Genomic DNA, 23242 nt, shown 5'->3' on the forward strand with positions numbered 1-23242 from the left:
GCTTTTTAGAAATATCTCACAACGACAAATGCTGCTTCGAACTATAAAAAAACAATCTATACAACTACTATACGTGTCACCTCTTTTCTATCATAAGACGATGACAGTCGTATATAACACCAGCTTGCTTTGCTAATTTTAGCAACAAAGTTTCACTAAAGCCTTTCCTTAATAGAATCGAAGATTAAATGTTAAATTTGTACCGTATAGAAGAGACAATTCTCTCTATACGGTATTTTTTTGTTGTTTACCTTTTTCCTATCATATGAAAACTAGCTCTCTTGTTGCATGTGTTAACCGCTCACTACCTTTATCTGTTATGACAATGTCATCTTCAATTCTTACACCGCCAAAACGAGGGATATAAATCCCAGGTTCTACTGTTATAACCATGTTTGGTTGTAAGACATGGTCAGCTACAGCTGATAAAAAAGGAAGTTCATGTAAATCTAGACCAAGGCCATGACCAGTCCCATGACCAAAATATTCTCCATAACCTCTTTCAGTAATGTAATCTCTAACAATTTTATCACCAGCTTTACATGATAAACCTGGTTTCATTCCTTTTACACCTAACGATAGTGCTTCTTTAACAATAGAATAAATTTCTTTTAATTGTTCATCAGGCTCACCTATAGCAATCGTACGAGTAATATCTGATCGGTATCCCTTATAAAGAGCACCAAAATCTAGCGTTACCATCTCTCCATACTCAATAATCTTTGGAGTAGCAACACCGTGTGGAAATGCAGACCGATAGCCCGATGCTACTATCGTATCAAATGATGACGAGTCTGCCCCTTGCTTTCTCATAAATAATTCTAATTCATTAGCTATCTCTTTCTCGCTAATACCTGGGCGTATAAATTCTAGTATATGATTAAATGCCCCATCAGCAATTTTTGCTGCTGTTTTAATCGTATCAATTTCTTCATCTGTTTTTATCATCCTTAACTTTTCAATAATCCCTGATGTTGGAACTAGCTGAGAGGAAAGAGTTTCTTCATACGTTTTATATGCACCAAATGATAGATGCTCTTGTTCGAAACCTAACTTCTTAATACCGATAAGTTCCGACTGCACCGACACACTATTGGCGATCTCATTTATCGTGTTGCTTTTGTGTTTAACAATGTCAAACCCAATTGCCTGTTTGGTCGCTTGCTCTACATAACGAAAATCCACATGTAACTTAGCTTCATTTGCTGAAATAAGTACAACTCCAGCAGAACCAGTAAAGCCTGTTATATACCGCCTGTTTTGAGCACTAGTGATAAGAATTCCATCTAAGTTTAGTTCTAGAAGTAGTTTCCTAAGTTCTTTAACTTTATCCATCATATCTCCCCCTCTTTTTTTAGCTCTTTTCGTAAGGATCTTCTCATAAACTTAGTTTATTTTTTTAACTTACATTTGAGAAACTGATGTGTACGACATGACTTTTATCATTTAGAGAAGAAAATATGCCCTTAACGGTAGTTATATTTGTGTACAACTCTTATTACGAAAAGCAATAATTAATGCGTAAAACAGCCTTTCGTAAATTTTATTGAATTTTACATCCTATATCTAAGTCACTAAGTCAATGAAATGATTTTTATCATTTTTAGAAAAGAAAAGGTTCAACGAATGCTAGTTGTTTGTGTGTTTTTTCTAAGTATGATAAACAAAAATCAATGTGAAAAAAAGCCTTTACTAAAACTATATATGCAGTTATTATGCCAAGCAGCTAATATTTGCCTAAATCACTTGAATTCCTTTACTACTAAAAAATCACGAGAGGAACTATCAACGCTCATGACTACCGAGTCTCTCTTAAGACTCAAAATTGAATCATAAAGGCACCTTCGTTAACAAGAAAAACTTATGAAAAGCGCCAATGTAAAAAAATCTTTACAACACTTACTACTCACTGTATAAATTAGTGCATACATTTTTCCTTTCTTAATTATTAGAAATTTTAGATTTTTCATATCATTATACTTCATAATTATGGTAATATTAAGATACTTATATAAATAGGACTGATGACGAGTGAATGTACAAGAATTTATCCATAATAGGAACAAGTTTTTAAGTAAAATGCTATCCATTGTTTACGCAATAGAATTAGCTATCTCCATTTATATAAATGAGTTTCACACTATCATGCTGATTGGAATAGCCCTACTTTTTTTAATATATAGCTTTATATTTCTAGCTGCCAATCCAACTTTGACGATGTATGTAATCATCATTTCATTGTTCACATATTTTTTTGTTCTAAACTTCTTCTCACCTAACAGTGGGAACTATTTTCTAATCATATTTGGGATCATAGTTACCACCCTTTATCATCAAGTTCTACCTATCATTTTTTCTGGGGCAATTGCTACCTGCATGCTAATATTTTTCTTTGTAACAAATTACGAAGAAAATTTTGCAACTCCTTCGACAACAACAGATATCTATTTCGGTTACTTCACCGTATTAACTACGATATTTTTTATTTTTTTGGCAATTAATACGAGACAGCTCTGGTTAAGCGCTCAACATAGCGAACAAATAATGAAGCAACAATTGATATCTATTCAAGAATACTTCCAATCTTTTTTTGAAAATTCAAACGATGCTATTCTGTTATTAGATATAAATGGGACTATAATTATGATGAACGATGCATTTGAACGAATTTACGGTTGGACCTACGAAGAAGCTGTAGGATTTCACATTGAAAAAATCAACTTCAAACGTGAAGAAAGAAATGAATTATTACAACGAGTCTTATCTGGAGAAAGGATTGTTGCATTACCATTCAGTGATAAAGGTAAACATGGGAAAGAAGTAGATGCTGAAATCACATTATCACCCATTTACAATGACCAACAAGTAATCATCGCTATTTCAGTCATAGCCAGAGATATTAGTAGTAAAAAAGAAACAGAAGCAAGGCTTATTCAGTCTGAAAAACTTGCAGTAGTGGGTGAAATGGCTGCAGGAGTTGCACATGAAATCCGTAACCCATTAACAGTCATATCAGGATTCATGAAAATTATAGATAGTGATAAAAATAATCCGTATAAATATTATTCCAAATTAATATTAGATGAACTAAAACGTATAAACTTAATTATTAGTGAGTTTTTAATCTTAGCCAAGCCACAAGCAGTAAAATACGAACAAGTAAAGATCAATACAATTATTGAAGACGTCATTCTACTGTTTCAATCAGAATGTAATTTACGTGACGTCAATATCCATTACGAGAATTCAAATAAATCTACTCTCCTTACATGTGAGGCGAACCAGTTAAAGCAAGTGTTTATAAATTTGTTAAAAAACTCCATTGAAGCAATGCCAACAGGTGGAACCATTCACTTACTCTGTACGAGCACAAGTAATAACCTGCTAATTGAGGTACAAGATGATGGACAAGGTATACCAAGTTCAATTATTGAGAACATAGGCAACCCGTTCTTCACTACGAAAGAAAGTGGGACAGGTCTTGGGATGATGATAAGCCAAAAGATTATTCAAGACCACAAAGGAGAACTATCTATTACTAGCAAAGAGAATGAAGGAACAACTGTAGCGATCCTGCTTCCACTACAATAGACGTATTTTTTTGTTTGTGAACAATATTATTAATAGTTTCATCTAATCATTTCTCTTTTAACATCTGTTGTCTTAGTTAACCATTACATACTTCAATAATATAAAATCACTAAAAAAAGACCTCATAAAAGATGAGGTCTTTTTTATCTTATTCAACCTTTAAAAGTTGTATAGCCTTACCGCTTCATCACTTGGTTATAATTTTTTGGAATAAACTTAAAATAAATATGATTTACCTTTTCAATTCGTGCTTTTTTCTGTTCTAGATGTTTTTAATTGTTCATAAGATTATGGGTGAGGTGTTTACATGAAGAACATACATATATGTTTGTTATTTACTTCCTACATTATCCTATTCTTAAATGGTTCAACACTCGGTTATTTCCTATTAAAATTATTAGATGCAAAGAATGGTCACTTATTCTTCAGTACACTTTCTTACTTTGGATCGTTACTTGCACTGATTGCTTACCATATTTATAAGAAGAATGCATTTTACTGCACAATGTCTTACCTCGTTAATATTATTATAGGCTTGTATCCTGCTCTATTTTTAATTAGTGCAAAATATTTTTTTCACAACTTACTCAAATGAATTTTATAATTGAAGTTACAGCCACTACAATTGACTCTTAAATATGTTTAATCAAATAGACTGTTATTCTTTGGAATATATCTTGTTAACAGCTCTTTCAGGTTGTAACAAACCATTGTAGGCACCCTTAAGTTATAATGTATCTATACATTAGTTCTTTCTTGTTGGTCAGTTAATATTTGAGGTCCATCTTTAGTAATTGCAATAGTATGCTCATATTGTGCTGATAGACTCCCATCAATCGTACGGGCAGTCCAATGATTATCATCCATTTTTGATTGCCAGGCACCAACATTCACCATAGGTTCTATGGTGATTACCATACCTTCCTTTAACCTCAATCCTTTATGTGGTAAACCAAAGTGAGGCACTTGAGGCTCCTCGTGAATAGTTGGTCCAATTCCGTGTCCAACAAATTCTCGTACGACTGAAAACCCCTCATTTTCGACAAATGTTTGAATGGCATGACCAATATCACCCATTCTATTCCCAACATGTGCTTTTTCAATTCCTTTGTACATAGCTTCTTTCGTTACGGATAGTAATTTTTCTGTTTTGTCATTGATTTGTCCGACTGCATATGTCCAAGCTGAATCTGCTAATCCCCCATCCAAATTAACGACCATATCAATCGTGACAATGTCCCCATCATTCAAAGGCTTCTTGCGAGGAAATCCATGACAAATTTCATCATTTAGGGATGCACATGTAGCAAACTCGTAACCGCGAAATCCTTTTTGTTCAGGAGTAGCTCCGTGTTCCTTTAAATATCTTTCAACGAATTGGTCTATTTCATATGTTGATATACCTGGTTTAATTAGTTTTGCAATCTCTTTATGACATGAAACTAATAAAGCACCTGCCTTTTCCATTAATGCTATTTCTCTAGATGTTTTTAACTGAATCATCGCATGTCTCCTTTTCTGTTTACTTCTCTAATATTCATATTGTTATGATTTAAAAAATGACACCAAAGACTTGATTTTTTCTCTTGTGGAAGTTACTTGTTAATGTTAATTATAACAACAAGTTGAGGTTATATGCGAACTGTTAAAGAGAAGAAATGATGCCACAAGCACTAGTTAGTATACTCGTTAATCTCTAAGTACGATAAACAAAATCAACCATTGTAAAAGAGGCTGTTGTATAGATCAACAGCCTCTAAACACATTACAACGATTACAATTTTTTATCTTCTACTCCACTTAACCATGCATCAATTTCACCTACAACTGATTGGACACAGCCCTCTTCGAAAGGAGATGTTAAATTCGCAACTTTTACAAGATTTGTAAATGATTGACTTCCTCCCTGTTTGCAAAGATGAACATAATCATTCCAAGCAGATTGCTGATCCTCTCTTGACCTTTTCCAAAATTGGAAAGAACAAATTTGCGCAAGCGTATAATCAATATAATAAAACGGAGTTTGATAAATGTGACTTTGACGTTGCCAAAAACCACCCTGTTCTAAATATTCATTTCCATCATAATCTCGATGTGGTAAATATTTTTTCTCTAAGTCTCTCCAAGCCAACTTCCTTTCTTTCGGTGTAGCTTCTGGATTTTCATAAATAAAATGTTGGAATTCATCAACTGCAACTCCATAAGGAAGAAATAATAACGATTCACTTAAATGAGAGAATTTATACTTTTCCGTATCTCCTTCGAAAAATAGCTCCATCCATGGCCAAGTGAAGAATTCCATACTCATTGAGTGTATTTCACAAGCTTCAAAAGTAGGCCAATTATATTCTGGGATCTCATAATTTCTAGACTCATACACCTGAAAAGCATGCCCCGCTTCATGTGTTAGTACATCAATATCGCCTGAAGTACCATTAAAATTTGAAAAGATAAATGGCGACTTATGGTTTTCTATATAGGAGCAATACCCACCACTTGCTTTACCCTTTTTAGCCACGAGATCCATTAAATTATTATCAATCATATAGTTGAAAAACTCGTTTGTTTCAGGAGATAATTCTTCATACATTTTCTTACCGTTATTTATAATCCATTCTGGACTTCCTTTTGGTGTTGCGTTACCAGTTTTATATTGAAAGCCTTCATCGTAATATTTTAAAGCATCGACCCCAATGCGCTCTTGTTGACGTTCCCGTAATTTAGTAGCTAATGGAACAATATATTCCTTCACTTGGTCTCGGAAATTTTTAACCATATCTGCATTATAGTCAGTTCTTGTCATTCGATAGTACCCTAACTCAACAAAATTTTTATATCCTAGTTTTACGGCAATTTCTGTACGTACTTTAACTAGCTTATCGAATATATCATCCAGTTGTTCAGCATGCTCTTTGTAGAAGCCAAACCGTGCTTCGTTTGCCTTTTTTCTCATTTCTCGATCAGTGGATTCAGCAAATGGACCTAGCTGAGCAAGTGTACGCTCTTCTCCTTCAAACATAATTTTTGCAGAAGCTATCAACTTTGTATATTCTGTGGATAATTTATTTTCTAATTGTAAATCTTCTACTACTTCAGGTGAAAATGTTTTTAATTCAGCATCAGCTAATGCAAATAATTGCTTACCCCACTTCTCCTCTAGCTCAACTCTAAACTTAGAATTGACAAGTTCTTTGTAATAATCCGATATTAACCCTTGAAGCAAAGGTTGAACTTCATCTAAATAATCCTGTTCCTGCTTGTAAAATTCGTCCTCTGTATCGATGCTATGACGGATATAACAAAGGTTAAACATTGAACTCACATCATTACGAATATTGTTTATGTCGTTCATCGCTAGTTCTTGCTCATCTACATTACTAGCATTTTTGAATTTGTTAATAGCCAAATGATATTGGGCTTCAATTTCTTTCATATTTGGGCGTTCGTATGTATAAGTTTCAAATTTCATATTTTCCCCACCTTATTTTTATTTTGAACCACTTCTACTATTCTACATTGTTTATGAAAGTCCTTCTAAACAATATTCGAAAAATATCAATTTAATACCCAAAAAAGAGTAAGGAAATGACGATTATGATGCAATATATATAAAAACCTTCTTTATTAAGCCGATTAATTGAGCTCATAAGAAAATAATGTTAATCTTTGTGATTTTTTCTAACTAAGTATGATAGGATAAGAACGAATAATTAAGAAAGTTGCAATTATTGTAAACGTTGTTTATTTTAAGGAGGATAAAAAAATGCACGAATTAGACTTGCACCACATTTTTGAACTTGGCATGATTTTAATCATGCTTGCGGCAGGAATAACTGCAATAGCAAAGAAGTTTAAGCAACCATATCCAATTGCGCTTGTTATTGTAGGAACTATTATTGGGTTAGTAAATATCCCTGTACTTGAACCATTGAAGGAGTTTATTACCGAAGGAGAAGTGTTCAACTTTGTTATCATTACACTGTTTCTACCTGCTTTATTAGGAGAAGCTGCACTGAAACTCCCATATACACATTTGTTGGAAAATAAAAAGCCCATTATTGCATTAGCATTTGGCGGAACCTTTTTGTCTTTCCTTATCATTGGTTTTTCATCCCATTACCTGTTAAATTTATCTATACCTGCAGCCTTCGTATTCGCCGCATTAATGAGTGCTACAGACCCTGTAAGTGTATTATCAATATTTAAAAGTGTTGGTGTTAAAAAACGCCTTGCTACTGTAATTGAGGGTGAGTCTCTTTTTAATGATGGCTTAGCTGTTGTTCTATTTAATATTTCTGCATTTTATTTACTCTCTTATATTGATCAAGGTTGGGTAGGCGCCGGCCTAGGGGCTTGGGAATTTGTAAAGGTAATCTCACTAGGACTCATTATTGGTGGTTCATTAGGATATGCATTCTCACTATTAACTAAATATTTTGATGATTATCCCCTCGAAATTATTTTTAGTATTATTTTATTTTACGGATCGTTTTTATTAGCCGAAAGCGTACATGCTTCAGGAGTTATAGCAGTAGTTGTAGCTTCACTTATCTTCGGTAATTATGGATCAAAAATTGGGATGAGCCCAACTACAAAACTAAATATCAATAATTTTTGGGACGTCGCTGCATTACTTGCCAATTCACTAGTCTTTTTAATGGTTGGATTGGAAATAACAAGAATAGATCTAACTGACAAATGGGGTATGATTGGATTAGCGTTGCTCATCGTATTAATCGGTCGAAGTATTGCGGTCTATACTAGCTTATCAATCGTTAAAAATTTCCCATTAAATTGGAAACACGTGTTGAATTGGGGAGGGTTAAAAGGGTCGCTATCCATTGCACTCGTATTAAGCTTACCACGTGACTTTACGGGACGAGAAGATATCTTAATTCTAGCATTCAGTGTTGTACTATTTTCCCTTGTATTCCAAGGTTTAACAATAAAGCCTCTTATAAAAAAACTAGGCGTTATTTCTACTAGAAAAGGTTCTGATGATTATGAAAGATATTTAGCTCAACTATACCGATATCAAGCATCAAAGGATGAGCTATATAATGTTAAATCTAAACTATATATCCCTCATCTAGTTTACAAGGAGTTATTAGCTACTTATGACGCACATATAGAAAATATACAGAACGACCTTAACCAATTATTTAAAGAACACCCTGAATTAAAGGAAAACCAAATGGCAGCTTTAAAAAAACACATTCTATATGTGGAGCATGAAGCCATTAGTAGACTTGAAAAAGAAGACATTATTTCAGCCGAGATTAAGACAGCAGTACAAGAAACGATTACAAACGAACTGGTCAAGCTAGAAGAAAAATAACACAGCTCTATAAAACTTTGCTCGATAAACATAAATATAAATCACATCACAGTAATGCAAAGCTGTTGTAAAAAATGTAGCTATAAGTATAAGGCTGTTTTCGAATAGATTATTGTTTTTCGAACTAAAAATATACACACAACTAGGCTTAGAAGTGTCTTCTCTTCTATAAAACGTTGACTGTTGAATAAAATGACATTTATATCTTCTATTTTAGGAACTATAGCAACAAGGTTTATGAAAGGAGCTAATCATAAAAACTAATTATCATTGTGTATAAAAATCACCTCGTATTACAAACTATTTAGTAGTTATTTAACTCCAATACGAGGTGATTTTTTTATGGTACAAATCTTACGACATGAAGTTGAAACAAATGAAAATAACACAACAATTACAGTTTATGTAAATGAGAACCAAACAGAATTTGCAACAGAATTTGATTCAAAACAAAATGATGATAAAAATGATTTAGAAGAAAGTGTACAGAACTATGTCAAAAAGAGATTTCCAAACCTAAAAAAAGCTACTGTTAAAGTCGTTGTTGGCTCAATGCTTGTTACATCTTTTGCAGTTAGCCCAGCCTTAGGTATAATTGGAGGAGGAAATCAAGCTGAAGCAGCTGAAGCAGAAGAAGAGACTGAAGAGGCACTTGAAAGTGATTTTTCAGATGTTTCTCTCGAAAACATGGATGAAGAAACTGTTTCAGCTATTAACGATTTAGTAGATATGGGTGTCATCACAGGATATGAAGATGGCACATTCCAACCTTGGGAAGATATTTCAAGGCAGCATGCAGCAGTAATGTTTGTTAGAATGATGGATTTGGACACAACTGATGTTGAGGACCCAGGGTTTGAAGATGTAACCCCTGATGATTTGTATTACAAAGAAATTGCAGCTGCCGTTGAAGCTGGATTATTCATAAAGGCGGAGAATTTTAATCCAACTGCTACTTTCACACGGGGTCAAGCCGCTACTGTTTTGGTTAGAGCATTTGATTTAGAAGGAGATAAAACAACACCATTTACAGATATAACAGATAGTGGTCACGATGATATGATTGGAATTTTATTCAATAACGGTATAACCAAAGGAACAACTGAATCAACATTTTCACCACATTCCGAAGTAAAACGTTCACAATTCGCTCTATTTTTGTTCAGAACTTTTCAATTAGATGAAGGTGTAGATGATGATACGATTGGTGAAGCTAATCCAGACGATGAGGGTATTGTCGACGACGAGACTGGTAACCCTGATGATGAAGGTACTATTGATGACGAGGCTGGCAATCCTGATGATGAAGGTAACGTCGATGACGAGACTGGCAATCCTGATGATGAAGGTAACGTCGATGATGAGACTGGCGATCCTGATGATGAGGGTATTGTCGACGACGAGACTGGCAATCCTGATGATGAGGGTATTGTCGACGACGAGGCTGGCAATCCTGATGATGAGGGTATTGTTGACGATGAGGCTGGCAATCCCGATGATGAGGGTATTGTTGACGACGAGGCTGGTAATCCTGATGATGAGGGTATTGTCGACGACGAGGCTGGTAATCCTGATAATGAGGAAAACGTCTAGGATGAGGATGAAAATACATGTGGGTGGAAACAAAAATGTTTCCACCCACTTTATTATTCCATTTTATAGCTTTTTCTTTAAGATTTGATATAATACTATACGTATGTTTATAACAAGGAGCAGGTATATCTTGAAGAAAAAACATGGATTATATAAACACATTTCTTTTTACATTTTATTAGTAATCATTCCATCAATATTAATTATTACGGTAGTAATTAACTATGTTGTAGATGATTTAAAAAAAGATTTGTATGATGAAACGAAAGAGATTGTCAAATTTCATGAAAATCATATAGACAGTTTTATCGGTGAGGCAAAAGTTAGTCTAGAAACGCTTGCATTAGTCTATAACATATTAGATGAGAGCGAAAGTAATTTAACTCAAATTTTACAAAATACACAACAAAAAGATCCTCGATTTGATGGATTGTATTTTGTGAATAAAAGTGGAGTTATCACAGTAGGTTCGACTGCTATGCTTGAGAATGTTCCAATCTACGATCGAGAGTATTTTCTAGAGGCACAAAAAACTAAAAAAACAACAATCTCAAAATCCCTTTTTAGTAGAGTTAGTGGTGATGAAGTCATAGTAGTTATCACACCTATTACTCAAAATAACGATGAAATAAAAGGTTATTTATTAGCGAGTTTACGCCTTAATTATATGGAAAATGTCATGAATCAGTTAACCCCGAATATGATTATTAAAGTTTCTGATTCCAATCAGCCATTTTTATTTGGAACGAAGCAAGCTAAAAATATTAACGAACCTTTCCCAATTAAGGAACAATTTAATGAAGTACCTTGGGTAATAGAAGCTCAACCTCTAGTTTTGGAAAAAAAAGAGCTCATTCAAACAAGTTTGTTAATTATAGGGCTTACGTTCTTTTTTACTAATATCCTTTTTTTATTTGGAGAATATGTTTTACTTAAAAGAAAAGCCAAAGTTGAACGCCTACAGAATGATGCACAAAAGCTTGAGTTAGTGGGAGCATTAGCAGCAAGTACTGCACATGAGATTCGCAACCCTTTAACTGGGATAAAAGGGCTCATTCAACTGTTAAGTGAAAAATATAAAAACCAAGAAGATCAATATTATTTCTCCGTTATCCAAACAGAAATTAATAGAATTAATGAAATTTCAAGTGAATTTTTAGTTCTTGGTAAACCTACCATTCAAAAAAACGAAAAGTATTGCCTAGTAGATATTTTAGATGAACTTGACCCTATTCTGCGCTCAGAAGCAAATTTATATAATGTAGAGTTAGATGTTATTACGCCAACACATAAAGTTTATGTTCGCCTTTCAAAAGATCATATTAAACAAGTCATATTAAATCTAACAAAAAATGCTCTTGAATCGATAAAGAATGATGGACAAATTAAGATACAATTATGTACAAGAGATAAATTTTGTAGACTTGAGATCACAGATAATGGAAAAGGTATGACGGAAGAGGTATTATCGAAAGTATTCACACCATTTTTTACAATGAAGGATAAAGGCACTGGTCTTGGCCTTGTCGTATGTAAAAGGATCGTTAATATGTATAACGGACATATAAAGATTCATAGTATTGAAAACAAAGGAACAACCGTTGAGATTTTATTCCCATTATGTACATCTAAGAAATAGCTATCCTTGCTCTAACCTAGCAGAATCTCAAAAGAAAGAAAGTAGGTGAAATTGTTGTGTCTAATACACACCTAGAATTCAATATGCTTATAGGTGCAAATAAACCAGAAAATATAATAAATAAAAATGCATCATGTCCATTCTGTGATCGTGATAGCTTGGAAAATATTATAGATGAAGACGGAGCAATCATTCTACTAAAGAATAAATATCCAGTTCTAAAAGACGCATATCAAACTGTAATAATTGAAACTGATGATTGTCACTCAGAACTTTCGACTTATTCAAAAGATCATTTGTATCGACTCTTATCCTTTAGCTTAAAGCATTGGATAAAATTAATGAACACAAATGAATACCAGTCAGTTATATTTTTTAAAAACCATGGCCCATATTCGGGTGGATCGTTAAGACACCCACATATGCAAATTGTAGGCCTTAATTATGTTGATTACTCACAAAATGTTTCAATAAGGGATTTCGAAGGCATTCATATTGCTTCAAAAGATGATGTTTTGTTCAACATTTCATCCTTTCCCCGAATGGGCTTTGTTGAATTAAATATCAAGCTACCATCTTTTGAGAAACATTTACTGATGGCTGATTATATCCAAATTGCAACCCATTATGTATTAAATCATTTTCACAAAAACTGTAATAGTTATAATCTTTTTTTCTATTATGTAGAAAATGAGATTTACGCTAAAGTCATTCCACGGTTTACTACATCACCGTTGTTTGTTGGATATTCAATTCCACAAGTCTCAAATCAAACTTCAAGAATTGCAAAGAATATACAAGAAAAGTACTTTAAATGACTTGCTTAAGTTACAAAATAATAATAAATGTGAACTTTTTCTGAAAATTTAAAAAATATGATATGAAAATTGTATTTTTTGTCATATAATATAGTCACAGCCTTTTAATCATGTAGATTTTTTTTAGATAGAAAGGAGTGGCGAAATGAATACACATCCTAATTATCGAGAGTTTTATCAAAAATCATGTATTTGTATGGGCGAGAGTGATCGTAGTAAATTTGTGGAACAAATTAAAGAACATGTAGATCATACGAATATGGCTACTCATTGGCTAATAGCTTTAGAAGGTGAACCTATAGACAACAATTCAGAAATATATATATGGAAAGTTATAGTGTTCCCTGCATACGTTGATGGAATGTTTCATTACCGAAATCCTCAGGTTCTTATCAAATCTATTCATTCCATGCATAAGGCTTTTGAGTTAGCTAAAGAGCTAGAAACACATATAAAATCTGATTGCCTTTTAATTAACTACTCAAACAAACAAGTCGGTTAATTTATATGCTTTACTCTTTTTATTCAATTATGTGAAAACTAACACATAACTGATTTACATACCTTATTCACTTCTTAACAAGTGGATGTTTACGAATTGATTGTTGTTTATCGAATTAGGATAAACAACTCATATAAAACAATTTACCCCGTTCGTAAAGAACGGGGTTTTTTTGCGGAGGATCGGAAAAGATAGTATTAATTCCCTATCGTTTGTAATTGTAGTAAACTTACTAAATATACCTTACCACCAATGTCCTATTCAATCTCTCAAATCAGAAATAATTTCCAAACAATCTCCAACCGTCAGCTCTACATCAGAATGTATTTCTTCTTTTGCTCGACGATCACCATCACAAAGCAACATTATATCTATATTTACGTCATTCATATGATTACTCCTTCCTTCTATCCAAACATTACAAATTCAAATTATACAGTAATATATTAGTTAACATTTTTTCAATACTATTCCACTCTTTATCCTAGTTGCATAAAGTTTCCCTGGCATAACAATTTCTTTGAACAGATTTTGTATACCTTTCATGCCCTCCTATATTAATTATCGTAATTCTCATCTTGTTTTTCAGAGTATTTCATCCTATCTTAATTTAGTATTTTATTATTCTTTTTCATTCACTATTACCTTTGACTTATAATTAACTGAATTCTTCACAGTTAACTTTCGATTAGTTTAAATGTCCTAGTATATCATCCCACGTTAATAATTTATTGCGATAAGTTTTAAGGTGGGCGACAAATACAATATAGATTTTCGGCAATTATACTCCCCCTGACTTAAACTAACAGTTTCCCAGGGACATTTAACAACCGGGCTTTTAAATCCTCTCGACTGAAATTACTTAAACTGACCTATACGAACAAAGATGTCTAGTTACTAAATGGTACTTGCAAATTGTAAACAATACTCCTAATGGAACGGTTTTATTTATCGATACTAAGACCTATTCCGTTATTGCTACCGTTTCAGTAGAGTGATTACCTACCGATGTCGCAAATAATGCCGAGGAAAAACTCTCCCATGTTACGAACCAAGGATGAAGCGAAAGTAGCAACTGATAATCCTACTGAAGTAAGGGTTGAGATTGCGACTGAAACAGCTAGAAAAGAGATAACTGAGGAAGCAGTCGAAGAGCAAGCCAAAAAAGATAACGTAAATTTATTGATTCGGTATGTATGAAGTTGGCGAGGATATTGAGGAGTGACTTTATAAAAGTGATAGGTTGGTTCGGTATTATATTGGGCGCATTTATCAAGATCAGTGGTGAGTTTGACGAAATTATTGGAAAGTTAACCCGGTGGAATCAAGTCTGGTAGAAACCCTTAAATCAGACGTTACTTTAGAAACGCAAGTGTCCGCTATTGGTATAAAAATCCATGATATATACCCGACTGAAATCGTGACGTCTTTCAGCGTCGGCAAATATATTATTGGGAAGTCTGTACTACTAGGGAGTATAAATCTTCTGAAGGTAACAGAATGGGTACTTGGCTCGATTAACCGATTTTAGTGGTAATTTTAATGTGAATATAACGAATGTCAACCCAATAGGCTCTGCAATCGTTGAGTTCAATGCTTTGAAAGTAGGTTTCCAAGCGTTCGGTAATGAACCGCTTGACATAAAGTTGAATAAAAAGAAATTGCCCCGCCCAATAAAGAACAGGGATTTCTCAGAGGACTTGAAAAGAATAGGTTTAACAGCTATCTAACGTAGTATCACCCGCGCTCCTAACTCTTATTCGGCAATGTCCAATCAAAATTGTAACCACTTGCCGCCTTGTACACACCTGTCTAGACGCCTCTATTCGAATTGCCTTCCACCATTGTCAAGTGAAGTACCTAGCGTATTGATTCCCGGTTCGTTAACTTCTTTGTCGAACAGTATTAACATAACATCAATGATCTGAATTCCCCCTACTAATCCTTTAATACCTTGTTTATAATGTCAATCCATCGATCCCAAATATAATTGATAACGACGATTATAGGAGTATGTAAAAAGCCGGCACTAAGCCGGCATAATTTGTAATTATATCGCAAGTTACGAAGTATACTTTCCATAGTCACAAACATGGTCACTATCATAATCACGAACGACCATTTTTCACTTATTATGCTAGTCTAAATACTACACCGTGCCCACCTTTAGGATATTCCCATTTGATATTTTGGTAAGGGCAACCAATACGGCAACTTCCACATTCATGACAACCTTCGTACCCTACATGCATCCGTATATCCTCCCATTTGTAAACTTCCGCTGGACAGAATACGGTACACAACTTATCTGGACACTTTTCGATACATACATCGTGGTCTAAAACTGTTAAGTGGGACTCTGTATCTGCTTTAAACCGTACTAAATACTGTTTATCTTCTATTGTATTTGACATTATTTCACCGCCTTCCACGCACGATACATATCAGACATGAGTTTAAATGTACCTTTTTCACCTCTAATTGTTCGAATAATTTCCTTTTGTTTATCCTTCTTAGGTGTTCCATCAACTGTGAAAAACTTACTTGCAGCTTTATTCATCATTGGTAAATATTCCTTGAAATATTGTGGATTATTTTCGAATGTATGAGTTGCATCTTTATATTTCTTTAAATCTTTTCCAATAAAACTGTTATAAATATTCTCACGATACACATTCAATGTAGCTTCAGAGTAGCTATCTCTTTCTTTTGCGTACAGAATCGCTTCTGCTGCAAGTCGTCCAGATGACATTGCCATATTTGATCCCTCTCGATGAATTGCATTTACGAATTGTGCTGCATCACCCGCAACGAGAACACCGTCACCAACGATTTTTGGTATAGAATGATATCCGCCCTCAGGAATAAGATGCGCCAAATATTCTACCGATTCTCCGCCATCAACATAAGGTTTGACCATCGGATGTGACTTTACATAATCGAGTAAATCATATGGCTTCATCTTTGCTTTAATCATACTCGATAGTGTAGTCCCAACCCCTAAATTTAGACTATCTTTATTTGTATACAAAAAGGCTGTACCTAAATTTCCTTTAGTTGAGTCTCCAAAGATTTCAACTGTACAGCCTTGATTATCTTCGAGATTAAATCTTTCATTAATTTTAGCCTTCGGGAGGTTAATCACCTCCATGACGGTTAACGCTACCTCATCAGGCTTAAATTCTTTATGAAATCCTAATTGTTTTCCTAATAAAGAATTAACTCCGTCGGCTAAAACAACAACATCTGCGTATACATCTCCATCCGGTCGATCAGTCCTTACACCGATAACTTTACCATTTTCTACGATACATTCTTTCACAACGGTTTCATTAATTAATAGCGCTCCAGCTTCTACTGCTTTTTGAGCAAACCATTGATCAAATTTAGCGCGTAAAACCGTAAAGTTATTATAAGGCTCTTTCCCCCATTCAAGACCCTTATATCCAAAGGAAACCATGGATTCTTTATCCATCATCCAAAAGCGTTGTTCAATAACCGGCCTTTCTAAAGGAGCCTCTTTCCAAAACTCTGGAATGATCTCTTCCATTTGCTTTCTATATAACACGCCACCCATGACGTTTTTACTGCCAGGGTATTCTCCACGTTCAATAAGAAGTACATTTAAACCATTTTTTGCACAAGTATATGCACAAGAAGTACCTGCTGGTCCTGCTCCTACGACTATAACATCAAATTTTTCAGACATAGCTAACTTCACCGTCCTTCTGAGTACGTACCTTCTTGAATTGTTCGATTAGTTTTGGAACGATTTCAAGCGCATCTCCTACAATTCCATATGTTGACACATCAAATATAGGTGCGTTTTCATCCTTATTAATGGCAATGATATATTCAGAGTTTTTCATTCCAACAACATGTTGAATTGCACCTGATATTCCTATAGCAAAATATATTTTAGGAGTTACTGTTTCTCCAGTCTGTCCAACTTGATTTTCGTGTGGTAGCCATCCAGCTTCTACTACATCACGAGTACCCCCAACTGTTCCCCCAATGACATCTGCTAATTCATGAATGAGTTGAAACCCTTTCTCATCACCCAAACCTTTCCCTCCAGCTACAATAACATGCGCTTCAGCTAGTGCTGCCTTCTTGTCAACATCTTTCACTATTTGCAATACCTTAGTACGCAATTGATCTTCCTGTAAATCAATTGTTTCTTCGATCATGTTACCTGTACGACCGTAATCTGGTAATAGCGCTTTCATTACCTTCGGACGCACAGTAGCCATTTGTGGTCGATGCTTCTTACACAAAATCGTTGCCATAATATTTCCACCAAAAGCTGGACGACTAGCTTCTAATAATCGCTTTTCGACATTTACGTCTAGCATCGTTGTGTCTGCCGTTAACCCAGTACTTAAATCTGTTGCTACAGCACTTGCAAGGTCCTTCCCATTCGGAGTTGCACCATATAAAAAAATCTCTGGTTTATATTTCTCACTAACTTTCACAACCCCTGCCATGTAAGTTTCAGTACGATAATCTTTCAAAATCGGGTCATCAATGACATAAACCTCATCTGCACCAAATGCAAATATATCTGAGCTCAGCTCCTTCACACCATCTCCGAGTAAAATTCCTGCCAAAGAAACATCTAGTTTATCTGCTAGCTTTCTACCTGCTCCTAGCAGTTCTAATGAAACTCCTTCTATTTTTCCATCATTTTGCTCTATAAAAACCCAAACACCTCTGTTTTCTTCCATATAGCTTCCCCCTATTCATTCTTTGAAAAGTAGTCGTTATTAGAGGTTATCTCATAGTTCAAGCAGCTTTCTTCAGCCTTCAACTTTTTCTTCAAATAACTCTTTCTTTTCCAAGAGTAGATTAATAATTTGATTGACTTGTTCATCGACTGTTCCTTCAATTATTTTCCCACCTTCTGGCTTAGGCGGGGTAAACATTTTGCCAACTATCGTCGGAGAACCTTTTAGCCCTAGCTGCTTTCGATCTACATTTTCAAGATCATTAACAGTCCAAACTATAGGAGAATAACGCGCAGCCATTATCATGTTAGGTAAGGGTGCATATTCAATGTCATTTATTTCTTTTTCCACTGTTAAGAGTGATGGGATAGTTGTTTGAATAAGTTCATATCCATTAGATAATTTCCTTTTAACTAACATCGTTTTTTCTGGCTGATTAATTTCCACCACTTCAATGACATTGGTAATTGGAGGTATATCTAACCTTCTTGCTATTCCTGGTCCTGTTTGCCCTGTATCACCATCTATTGCATGCTTTCCACATAACACCAAATCTATTGGTTGTTCTTTCTTAATTTTCTCTAGCGCTTTCGACAAGGCATAGCTAGTTGCTAACGTATCAGCTCCAGCAAACGCCCGATCAGAGATTAAGTATCCTTGATCTGCGCCAATTTCAATACATTTTTTAATTACGGCATCTGCTTGTGGTGGTCCCATTGATAATACAGTAATTTTCCCACCTACTAGCTTTTTTAAGCGGACTGCTTCTTGAACAGCATGAGCATCATACGGGTTCAAAATAGCGGGAGCACTCCGGCGGTCTAACGTATTGGTTTTAGGATTAATTTTAATAATCTTTGTGTCTGGTACTTGTTTAACGCAAACTACGATGTGCATTCGTTACCCTCACTCCTCTAAAAAATTTATAAATGAGTTCATTCGAAAAGCTATTGCACTTTTTGAATAAGCTCTATTACATCATTCAGTTGTACGTCTAAATCTTGCTATAATATTTGAGACATAGTGTAATGAATAACAATTAGCAATAATGCTGCTGATTAACCAACCTGACGTTTCTCAAACGAATGCTCCAAAACATTTTGTTATTATTTTCACAATAATGTCTATAAAAAAGGCTTTTTTACGTACTATAGTATTCGAGACATTATGTTATACGATGAGCATAGCCTCAAAGTCACTATTAGATGTTCTAATGTAGGAAAATATAGAACAAAGTTTACGAAAAGAGCCTTATAAAAACCAAATAAAAGACCTAATTCTAGTCAAACAGGAAAACGGCATATAGTTTCTGCTTGTTGACAGGGTTATTCAGGTGTCCATTAAGATTTATTTATCGGTATAAGAATATTGAGTGTTCTACGGCGGTTTTAACTTTATCTAGATGAGTTTCTTTGGAGAGTCTCTAACATGCTGTATATGATGTCGAATAATGTAAGCGTTATCTCAATCTTTATTTGACCAAATCTTCGCAAGATAGTCTGTGACGTTCATCACAATACATCATATATAAATATAAATTAGGAGGTGAAATTATTATTGTATTAGTTGGAGTTTGGTGAATATTTAAATTATTATAAACATTAAAATAATTAATATTATATAAACTTATTTTAAGTATTTTTCTACCGTTTGTAAAGTAGTAAATCCAATCTTATCTTCTTCAACTAGACGCAATCACCCTGTTTTAGTTCCAGATTTCACTTTACCTTTCTTCATAGGCTTGTCCCAAAAGAAAAATACTTGATAAGATAGACGCTCTTGTTTCTTCAACGTTAGTTGTTGGTACTTATAAATTAGCTTATCCAATTCTTGACTGCACTTAACAACCTCTTCACTTGAGTAATTTCTTTCTGAAGCTAACGTTAACATTTCTTTTCTTTTTTTATCAATCTTTAATTGAAGACTATTAAGATTATTCATAAATTTCTCCACCATTCTCCCCTCAAATGCGATCTTTAGACGAAGTTGTCACAAAATTGTATGAAATGATCTGCTTCACTCTAAATGTCGTTTTCTAAACATACAAAAAAAATGAGTACTTGTGAATTATTACAAAATATTCTTTTCTTGTAAATAGATTCGCAAAATTAGACAAAATCTCTTAATAAAGATTATATTTCTATGCTCAATAAATGGCATATTAACAACAAAAAAGCTAGATGAACCTATATTATTCACCTAGCTTTCTGCTTTATAGCATCTATCAATATTTAATTTTTTTGTTGTTATTTATTTTTGTAATGATTTCTTCTTGTTCCGCTTTTGAAATGATACTCATTTTTGAGCAAAGTAGTGTATAAAAACCAATCTTTTGTTTGATTTTCATGTATATAACCCCCTTTTTACCTAGACCAACATTTTTTACTTTAGTTAATTATATGACAAGGTATATACAAATGTTAAATAAAATAAGCTCATTTCGTAAACTATGTAGCTATTGTGATTAAATTAGGCAAAATTGACTTTATTATAAATAAGAAAAATTCCTCGAAAGCTTGATTTATACGTATTTACTTCTTAGTACAAAAAGCAGCAAACAACTCTTAAACATCCTTTTAATTGAATTTACAGTTGCTTATATGCTAAAGTCATCCTCAAAAGATAAAAGTTTAGGCACATGTTACATGCTAAGTTCAAAATAACAATGAATGCGGATTGGAGTCGATCATTTCTCGACTGGTAATGTAATATAGAAAGTTGTACCCTGTCCTTGCTCACTTTCAACATGTATACTGCCCTTGTGTTCTTCGATAATCTGATAACTAACCATTAGCCCTAAACCTGTTCCAGACTCTTTTGTCGTAAAAAATGGCTCACCTAATCTTGATAACATTTCTTTTGGCATGCCGTTACCTTCATCTCGAATTGTAATCATCAGTTCAGTTTGGTTTCTCATTTCCGTTTTAACAGTAATCGTTCCACCGTTACTCATCACTTCAATGCCATTTTTTATAATATTAATAAATACTTGCTTCAGTCGATTTGGTTCACAATACATAAAAGGTAAACCATCTTTAAAAACTGTGACAAATTCTATATTATGAAGCAATGCCTGTGCGGATAATAAGTCAATTGTTTCTTTGACAATTGTTGATACATCCTTATGTACAAATAATTCATGCTTAGGTTTTGCCAACATCAAAAAATCAGTTATGATCGTTTCTATACGATTGATTTCAGAAGTAATGACATCAAAATACATTTGATAATTTTCTTTAATACTACTTTCTAGTAATTGTATAAAACCTTTTAATGCGGTAACTGGATTTCTAATTTCATGAGCAATTCCTGCAGCAAGTTGACCTACAACACTAAGTGTGTCTGATTTTCTAATATGCTCCTCCATACCGATACGTTCAGAAACGTCTCTGACAATTGTGATATTAAGCCCTTCTACAACATTTTGCTTTGCAGCAAATTCAAGATACTTAAGTTGTTTCCTACTATCCCTTATCTTTAATCTACCCTTTGATTCGCCTTCTTCGTTAAAGTTTACTAAACCTCCATTTTCACATTCTAGGTCATCAATAAAATCGGATAAATTCGAGTTTGTTAATTCTTCTTGACTTAAACCGTATATGTCACATGCTGCTGGATTTACATCAACGATATTGAATTGATGATCCCAAAAAACTATGCCATCCAACGCCCAATTAAATGTATTTCTAAACCTCTGATCACTTTCTCTAAGCTGATGTTCAATCTCAATACGTTTACTAATATTTCTGAAGACAACTACGTTTAAGCCATCTATAATTCCCTTCTTAGTTGTAAATTCAAGATATTTCTTCTCACCATTAGGCATATAAAATACTAAATCATCTCTAATCTCGATATTATCACGGAATTTCTCCAATAAATCCTTCATTTTAGGATGTTTATTGTCAACAAAATCGGACAATTTTTTTGAAATAAGAATATCAAGAGGTAATTCAAAAGTACGACTTGCAGCATGGTTTGCTTTTTTTATTTGAAAACTGTCATCATACAACATAATCGCTTCATGGGCGTGCTCAAAAATCGCTCGGAACCTTTCTTCACTTTTTTCAAGCTCTATTTCCATATCTCGTTTTTGAGTGATATCACGTATGATCGCTATCCTAGATCCACTATTTACATTTGCTGCAACTGAGTATTCTACGTATATCTCTTTACCATCAAGGAGTACAACATGCAGTACACCCTTCTTTCTACGATTTATGACAAGATTCTTTAGCACAGTTTTTATGTATTGCTGATCATTCATATGTACAAATTGAAAAATATTAAAAGAACGTATTTGACTTTCTCTTATATTTAAATATGTTCTCATAGGTTCATTCATGTCAATAAATTGACCTTCTTTGTCGAAAATGAGTATACCATCTACAGTATGGTCAAACAATTCTAGTAACATTTGTTCATTTATAGAACGTTCTTGCTCTATTTTTTTACGTTTTGTGACATCTCTAAATAGCGAAACGCAATAATCTCCAATTACATTTATGTTTGTTCCATATTCTATATATTTTAATGTTCCATTATTCAATCTTATCGGAAATTCATTAGTTACTTGCTTATTTGATTCAAAAATGGTCAACCTCTTAATCAAAGTTTCTTTTGGAACAACAGTTAAAAAATCTCTCATGTTCTTAGTAAGTAATTGTTCTTCGGGAAGTTCAAACATTTCGCATGCCATCTCATTTACTTTCACAAAATTACCTTTATTATCAAATACAACGATAGCTTCATTTGCTTTCTTATAGTATGTACGAATATCAAGTAGTTGTTGTTGAAGCTGCTTATTATTCTTTTCAAGCTGTGATATGTATTTTTTTAACTTTTCAACTTCGTTATCATTAGTTGTTTCGTTCAAGTTCATTAACCCTCCCCTTTAAAACAAATACTGTCTCAATTATCGTTTTTTCATCATAAGAAAAAACGCTTCTTAGCCCCTTCCCTACTTTAAAAAGATTGTAGTAGCATAATACTGCATAGAGCTTTTCTTATGTAGGATACACCGTTTATGGGCTT

Annotated in this window: 20 protein-coding genes; 9 read left to right on the top strand and 11 right to left on the bottom strand. The window is 33.8% G+C overall.

The window, feature by feature from the left end; translation table 11 throughout:
• Nucleotides 1–261 precede the first annotated feature (261 nt).
• Nucleotides 262–1335: a Xaa-Pro peptidase family protein gene (locus SLH48_RS06450; RefSeq protein WP_320257466.1), complete on the bottom strand. Its 1074-nt coding sequence runs from the start codon at nt 1333–1335 to the stop codon at nt 262–264.
• A gap of 696 nt (nt 1336–2031) precedes the next feature.
• Here SLH48_RS06450 and SLH48_RS06455 point away from each other — a divergent pair.
• On the top strand, nt 2032–3591 hold the full coding sequence (locus SLH48_RS06455; RefSeq protein WP_320257467.1) for an ATP-binding protein: 1560 nt from the start codon (nt 2032–2034) through the stop codon (nt 3589–3591).
• A gap of 738 nt (nt 3592–4329) precedes the next feature.
• Here SLH48_RS06455 and map read toward each other — a convergent pair.
• Together map and SLH48_RS06465 are read right to left on the bottom strand one after the other, a co-directional pair.
• Nucleotides 4330–5094, bottom strand: a complete 765-nt coding sequence (gene map, locus SLH48_RS06460; protein ID WP_214482128.1) for a type I methionyl aminopeptidase — start codon at nt 5092–5094, stop codon at nt 4330–4332.
• 271 nt (nt 5095–5365) lie between these two features.
• Nucleotides 5366–7060, bottom strand: coding sequence for a M3 family oligoendopeptidase (locus tag SLH48_RS06465; RefSeq protein WP_320257468.1), 1695 nt, complete (start codon nt 7058–7060; stop codon nt 5366–5368).
• A 294-nt stretch (nt 7061–7354) separates the two neighbouring features.
• Here SLH48_RS06465 and SLH48_RS06470 point away from each other — a divergent pair, with 294 nt between their 5' ends.
• From SLH48_RS06470 to SLH48_RS06490, 5 genes are all read left to right on the top strand, one after another.
• Entirely contained in the window at nt 7355–8929 is a 1575-nt protein-coding gene (locus SLH48_RS06470) for a cation:proton antiporter (RefSeq protein ID WP_320257469.1), read from the top strand.
• 342 nt (nt 8930–9271) lie between these two features.
• The gene (locus SLH48_RS06475) at nt 9272–10522 is read left to right on the top strand and encodes an S-layer homology domain-containing protein (RefSeq protein ID WP_320257470.1); all 1251 of its coding nucleotides are present in this window, start codon (nt 9272–9274) and stop codon (nt 10520–10522) included.
• 130 nt (nt 10523–10652) lie between these two features.
• Nucleotides 10653–12161 carry an ATP-binding protein gene (locus SLH48_RS06480; protein ID WP_320257471.1) on the top strand — a complete coding sequence of 503 codons (1509 nt, stop codon included), beginning with the start codon at nt 10653–10655 and terminating at the stop codon, nt 12159–12161.
• Between the two features lie 56 nt (nt 12162–12217).
• On the top strand, nt 12218–12979 hold the full coding sequence (locus SLH48_RS06485) for a DUF4931 domain-containing protein (protein WP_320257472.1): 762 nt from the start codon (nt 12218–12220) through the stop codon (nt 12977–12979).
• A gap of 145 nt (nt 12980–13124) precedes the next feature.
• Entirely contained in the window at nt 13125–13481 is a 357-nt protein-coding gene (locus tag SLH48_RS06490; RefSeq protein ID WP_320257473.1) for a hypothetical protein, read from the top strand.
• A gap of 261 nt (nt 13482–13742) precedes the next feature.
• Here SLH48_RS06490 and SLH48_RS06495 read toward each other — a convergent pair whose 3' ends face one another.
• Nucleotides 13743–13871, bottom strand: a complete 129-nt coding sequence (locus SLH48_RS06495) for a hypothetical protein (RefSeq protein WP_284730446.1) — start codon at nt 13869–13871, stop codon at nt 13743–13745.
• A gap of 651 nt (nt 13872–14522) precedes the next feature.
• Here SLH48_RS06495 and SLH48_RS06500 point away from each other — a divergent pair.
• The 3 genes from SLH48_RS06500 to SLH48_RS06510 all read left to right on the top strand — a co-directional run bounded on the left by SLH48_RS06500 (nt 14523) and on the right by SLH48_RS06510 (nt 15211).
• A complete protein-coding gene (locus SLH48_RS06500) occupies nt 14523–14681 on the top strand; it encodes a hypothetical protein (protein ID WP_320257474.1) in 159 nt (52 codons plus the stop codon).
• A 118-nt stretch (nt 14682–14799) separates the two neighbouring features.
• Entirely contained in the window at nt 14800–15012 is a 213-nt protein-coding gene (locus SLH48_RS06505; protein WP_320257475.1) for a hypothetical protein, read from the top strand.
• A gap of 13 nt (nt 15013–15025) precedes the next feature.
• Complete coding sequence (locus tag SLH48_RS06510; protein WP_320257476.1) at nt 15026–15211, top strand: hypothetical protein; 186 nt, start codon at nt 15026–15028, stop codon at nt 15209–15211.
• A gap of 402 nt (nt 15212–15613) precedes the next feature.
• Here SLH48_RS06510 and SLH48_RS06515 read toward each other — a convergent pair whose 3' ends face one another.
• The 7 genes from SLH48_RS06515 to SLH48_RS06545 form a co-directional block, all read right to left on the bottom strand.
• Nucleotides 15614–15895, bottom strand: coding sequence for a ferredoxin family protein (locus SLH48_RS06515; protein WP_214482118.1), 282 nt, complete (start codon nt 15893–15895; stop codon nt 15614–15616).
• Nucleotides 15895–17190: an FAD-dependent oxidoreductase gene (locus tag SLH48_RS06520; RefSeq protein WP_214482114.1), complete on the bottom strand. Its 1296-nt coding sequence runs from the start codon at nt 17188–17190 to the stop codon at nt 15895–15897. The genes SLH48_RS06515 and SLH48_RS06520 overlap by 1 nt, the downstream gene beginning before the upstream one ends.
• A complete protein-coding gene (locus SLH48_RS06525) occupies nt 17183–18208 on the bottom strand; it encodes an electron transfer flavoprotein subunit alpha/FixB family protein (RefSeq protein ID WP_214482112.1) in 1026 nt (341 codons plus the stop codon). Before SLH48_RS06525 ends, SLH48_RS06520 begins: the two co-directional genes overlap by 8 nt.
• Before the next feature lie 72 nt (nt 18209–18280).
• Nucleotides 18281–19105: an electron transfer flavoprotein subunit beta/FixA family protein gene (locus SLH48_RS06530; protein ID WP_214482110.1), complete on the bottom strand. Its 825-nt coding sequence runs from the start codon at nt 19103–19105 to the stop codon at nt 18281–18283.
• 798 nt (nt 19106–19903) lie between these two features.
• The gene (locus tag SLH48_RS06535) at nt 19904–20149 is read right to left on the bottom strand and encodes an aspartyl-phosphate phosphatase Spo0E family protein (RefSeq protein WP_214482108.1); all 246 of its coding nucleotides are present in this window, start codon (nt 20147–20149) and stop codon (nt 19904–19906) included.
• Between the two features lie 283 nt (nt 20150–20432).
• Nucleotides 20433–20555 carry a hypothetical protein gene (locus SLH48_RS06540; RefSeq protein ID WP_320257477.1) on the bottom strand — a complete coding sequence of 41 codons (123 nt, stop codon included), beginning with the start codon at nt 20553–20555 and terminating at the stop codon, nt 20433–20435.
• 339 nt (nt 20556–20894) lie between these two features.
• Nucleotides 20895–23084, bottom strand: a complete 2190-nt coding sequence (locus SLH48_RS06545; RefSeq protein WP_320257478.1) for a PAS domain S-box protein — start codon at nt 23082–23084, stop codon at nt 20895–20897.
• Nucleotides 23085–23242 lie beyond the last annotated feature (158 nt).

Source organism: Cytobacillus sp. IB215316 (assembly GCF_033963865.1).
GTDB lineage: Bacteria > Bacillota > Bacilli > Bacillales > SM2101 > Nanhaiella > Nanhaiella sioensis.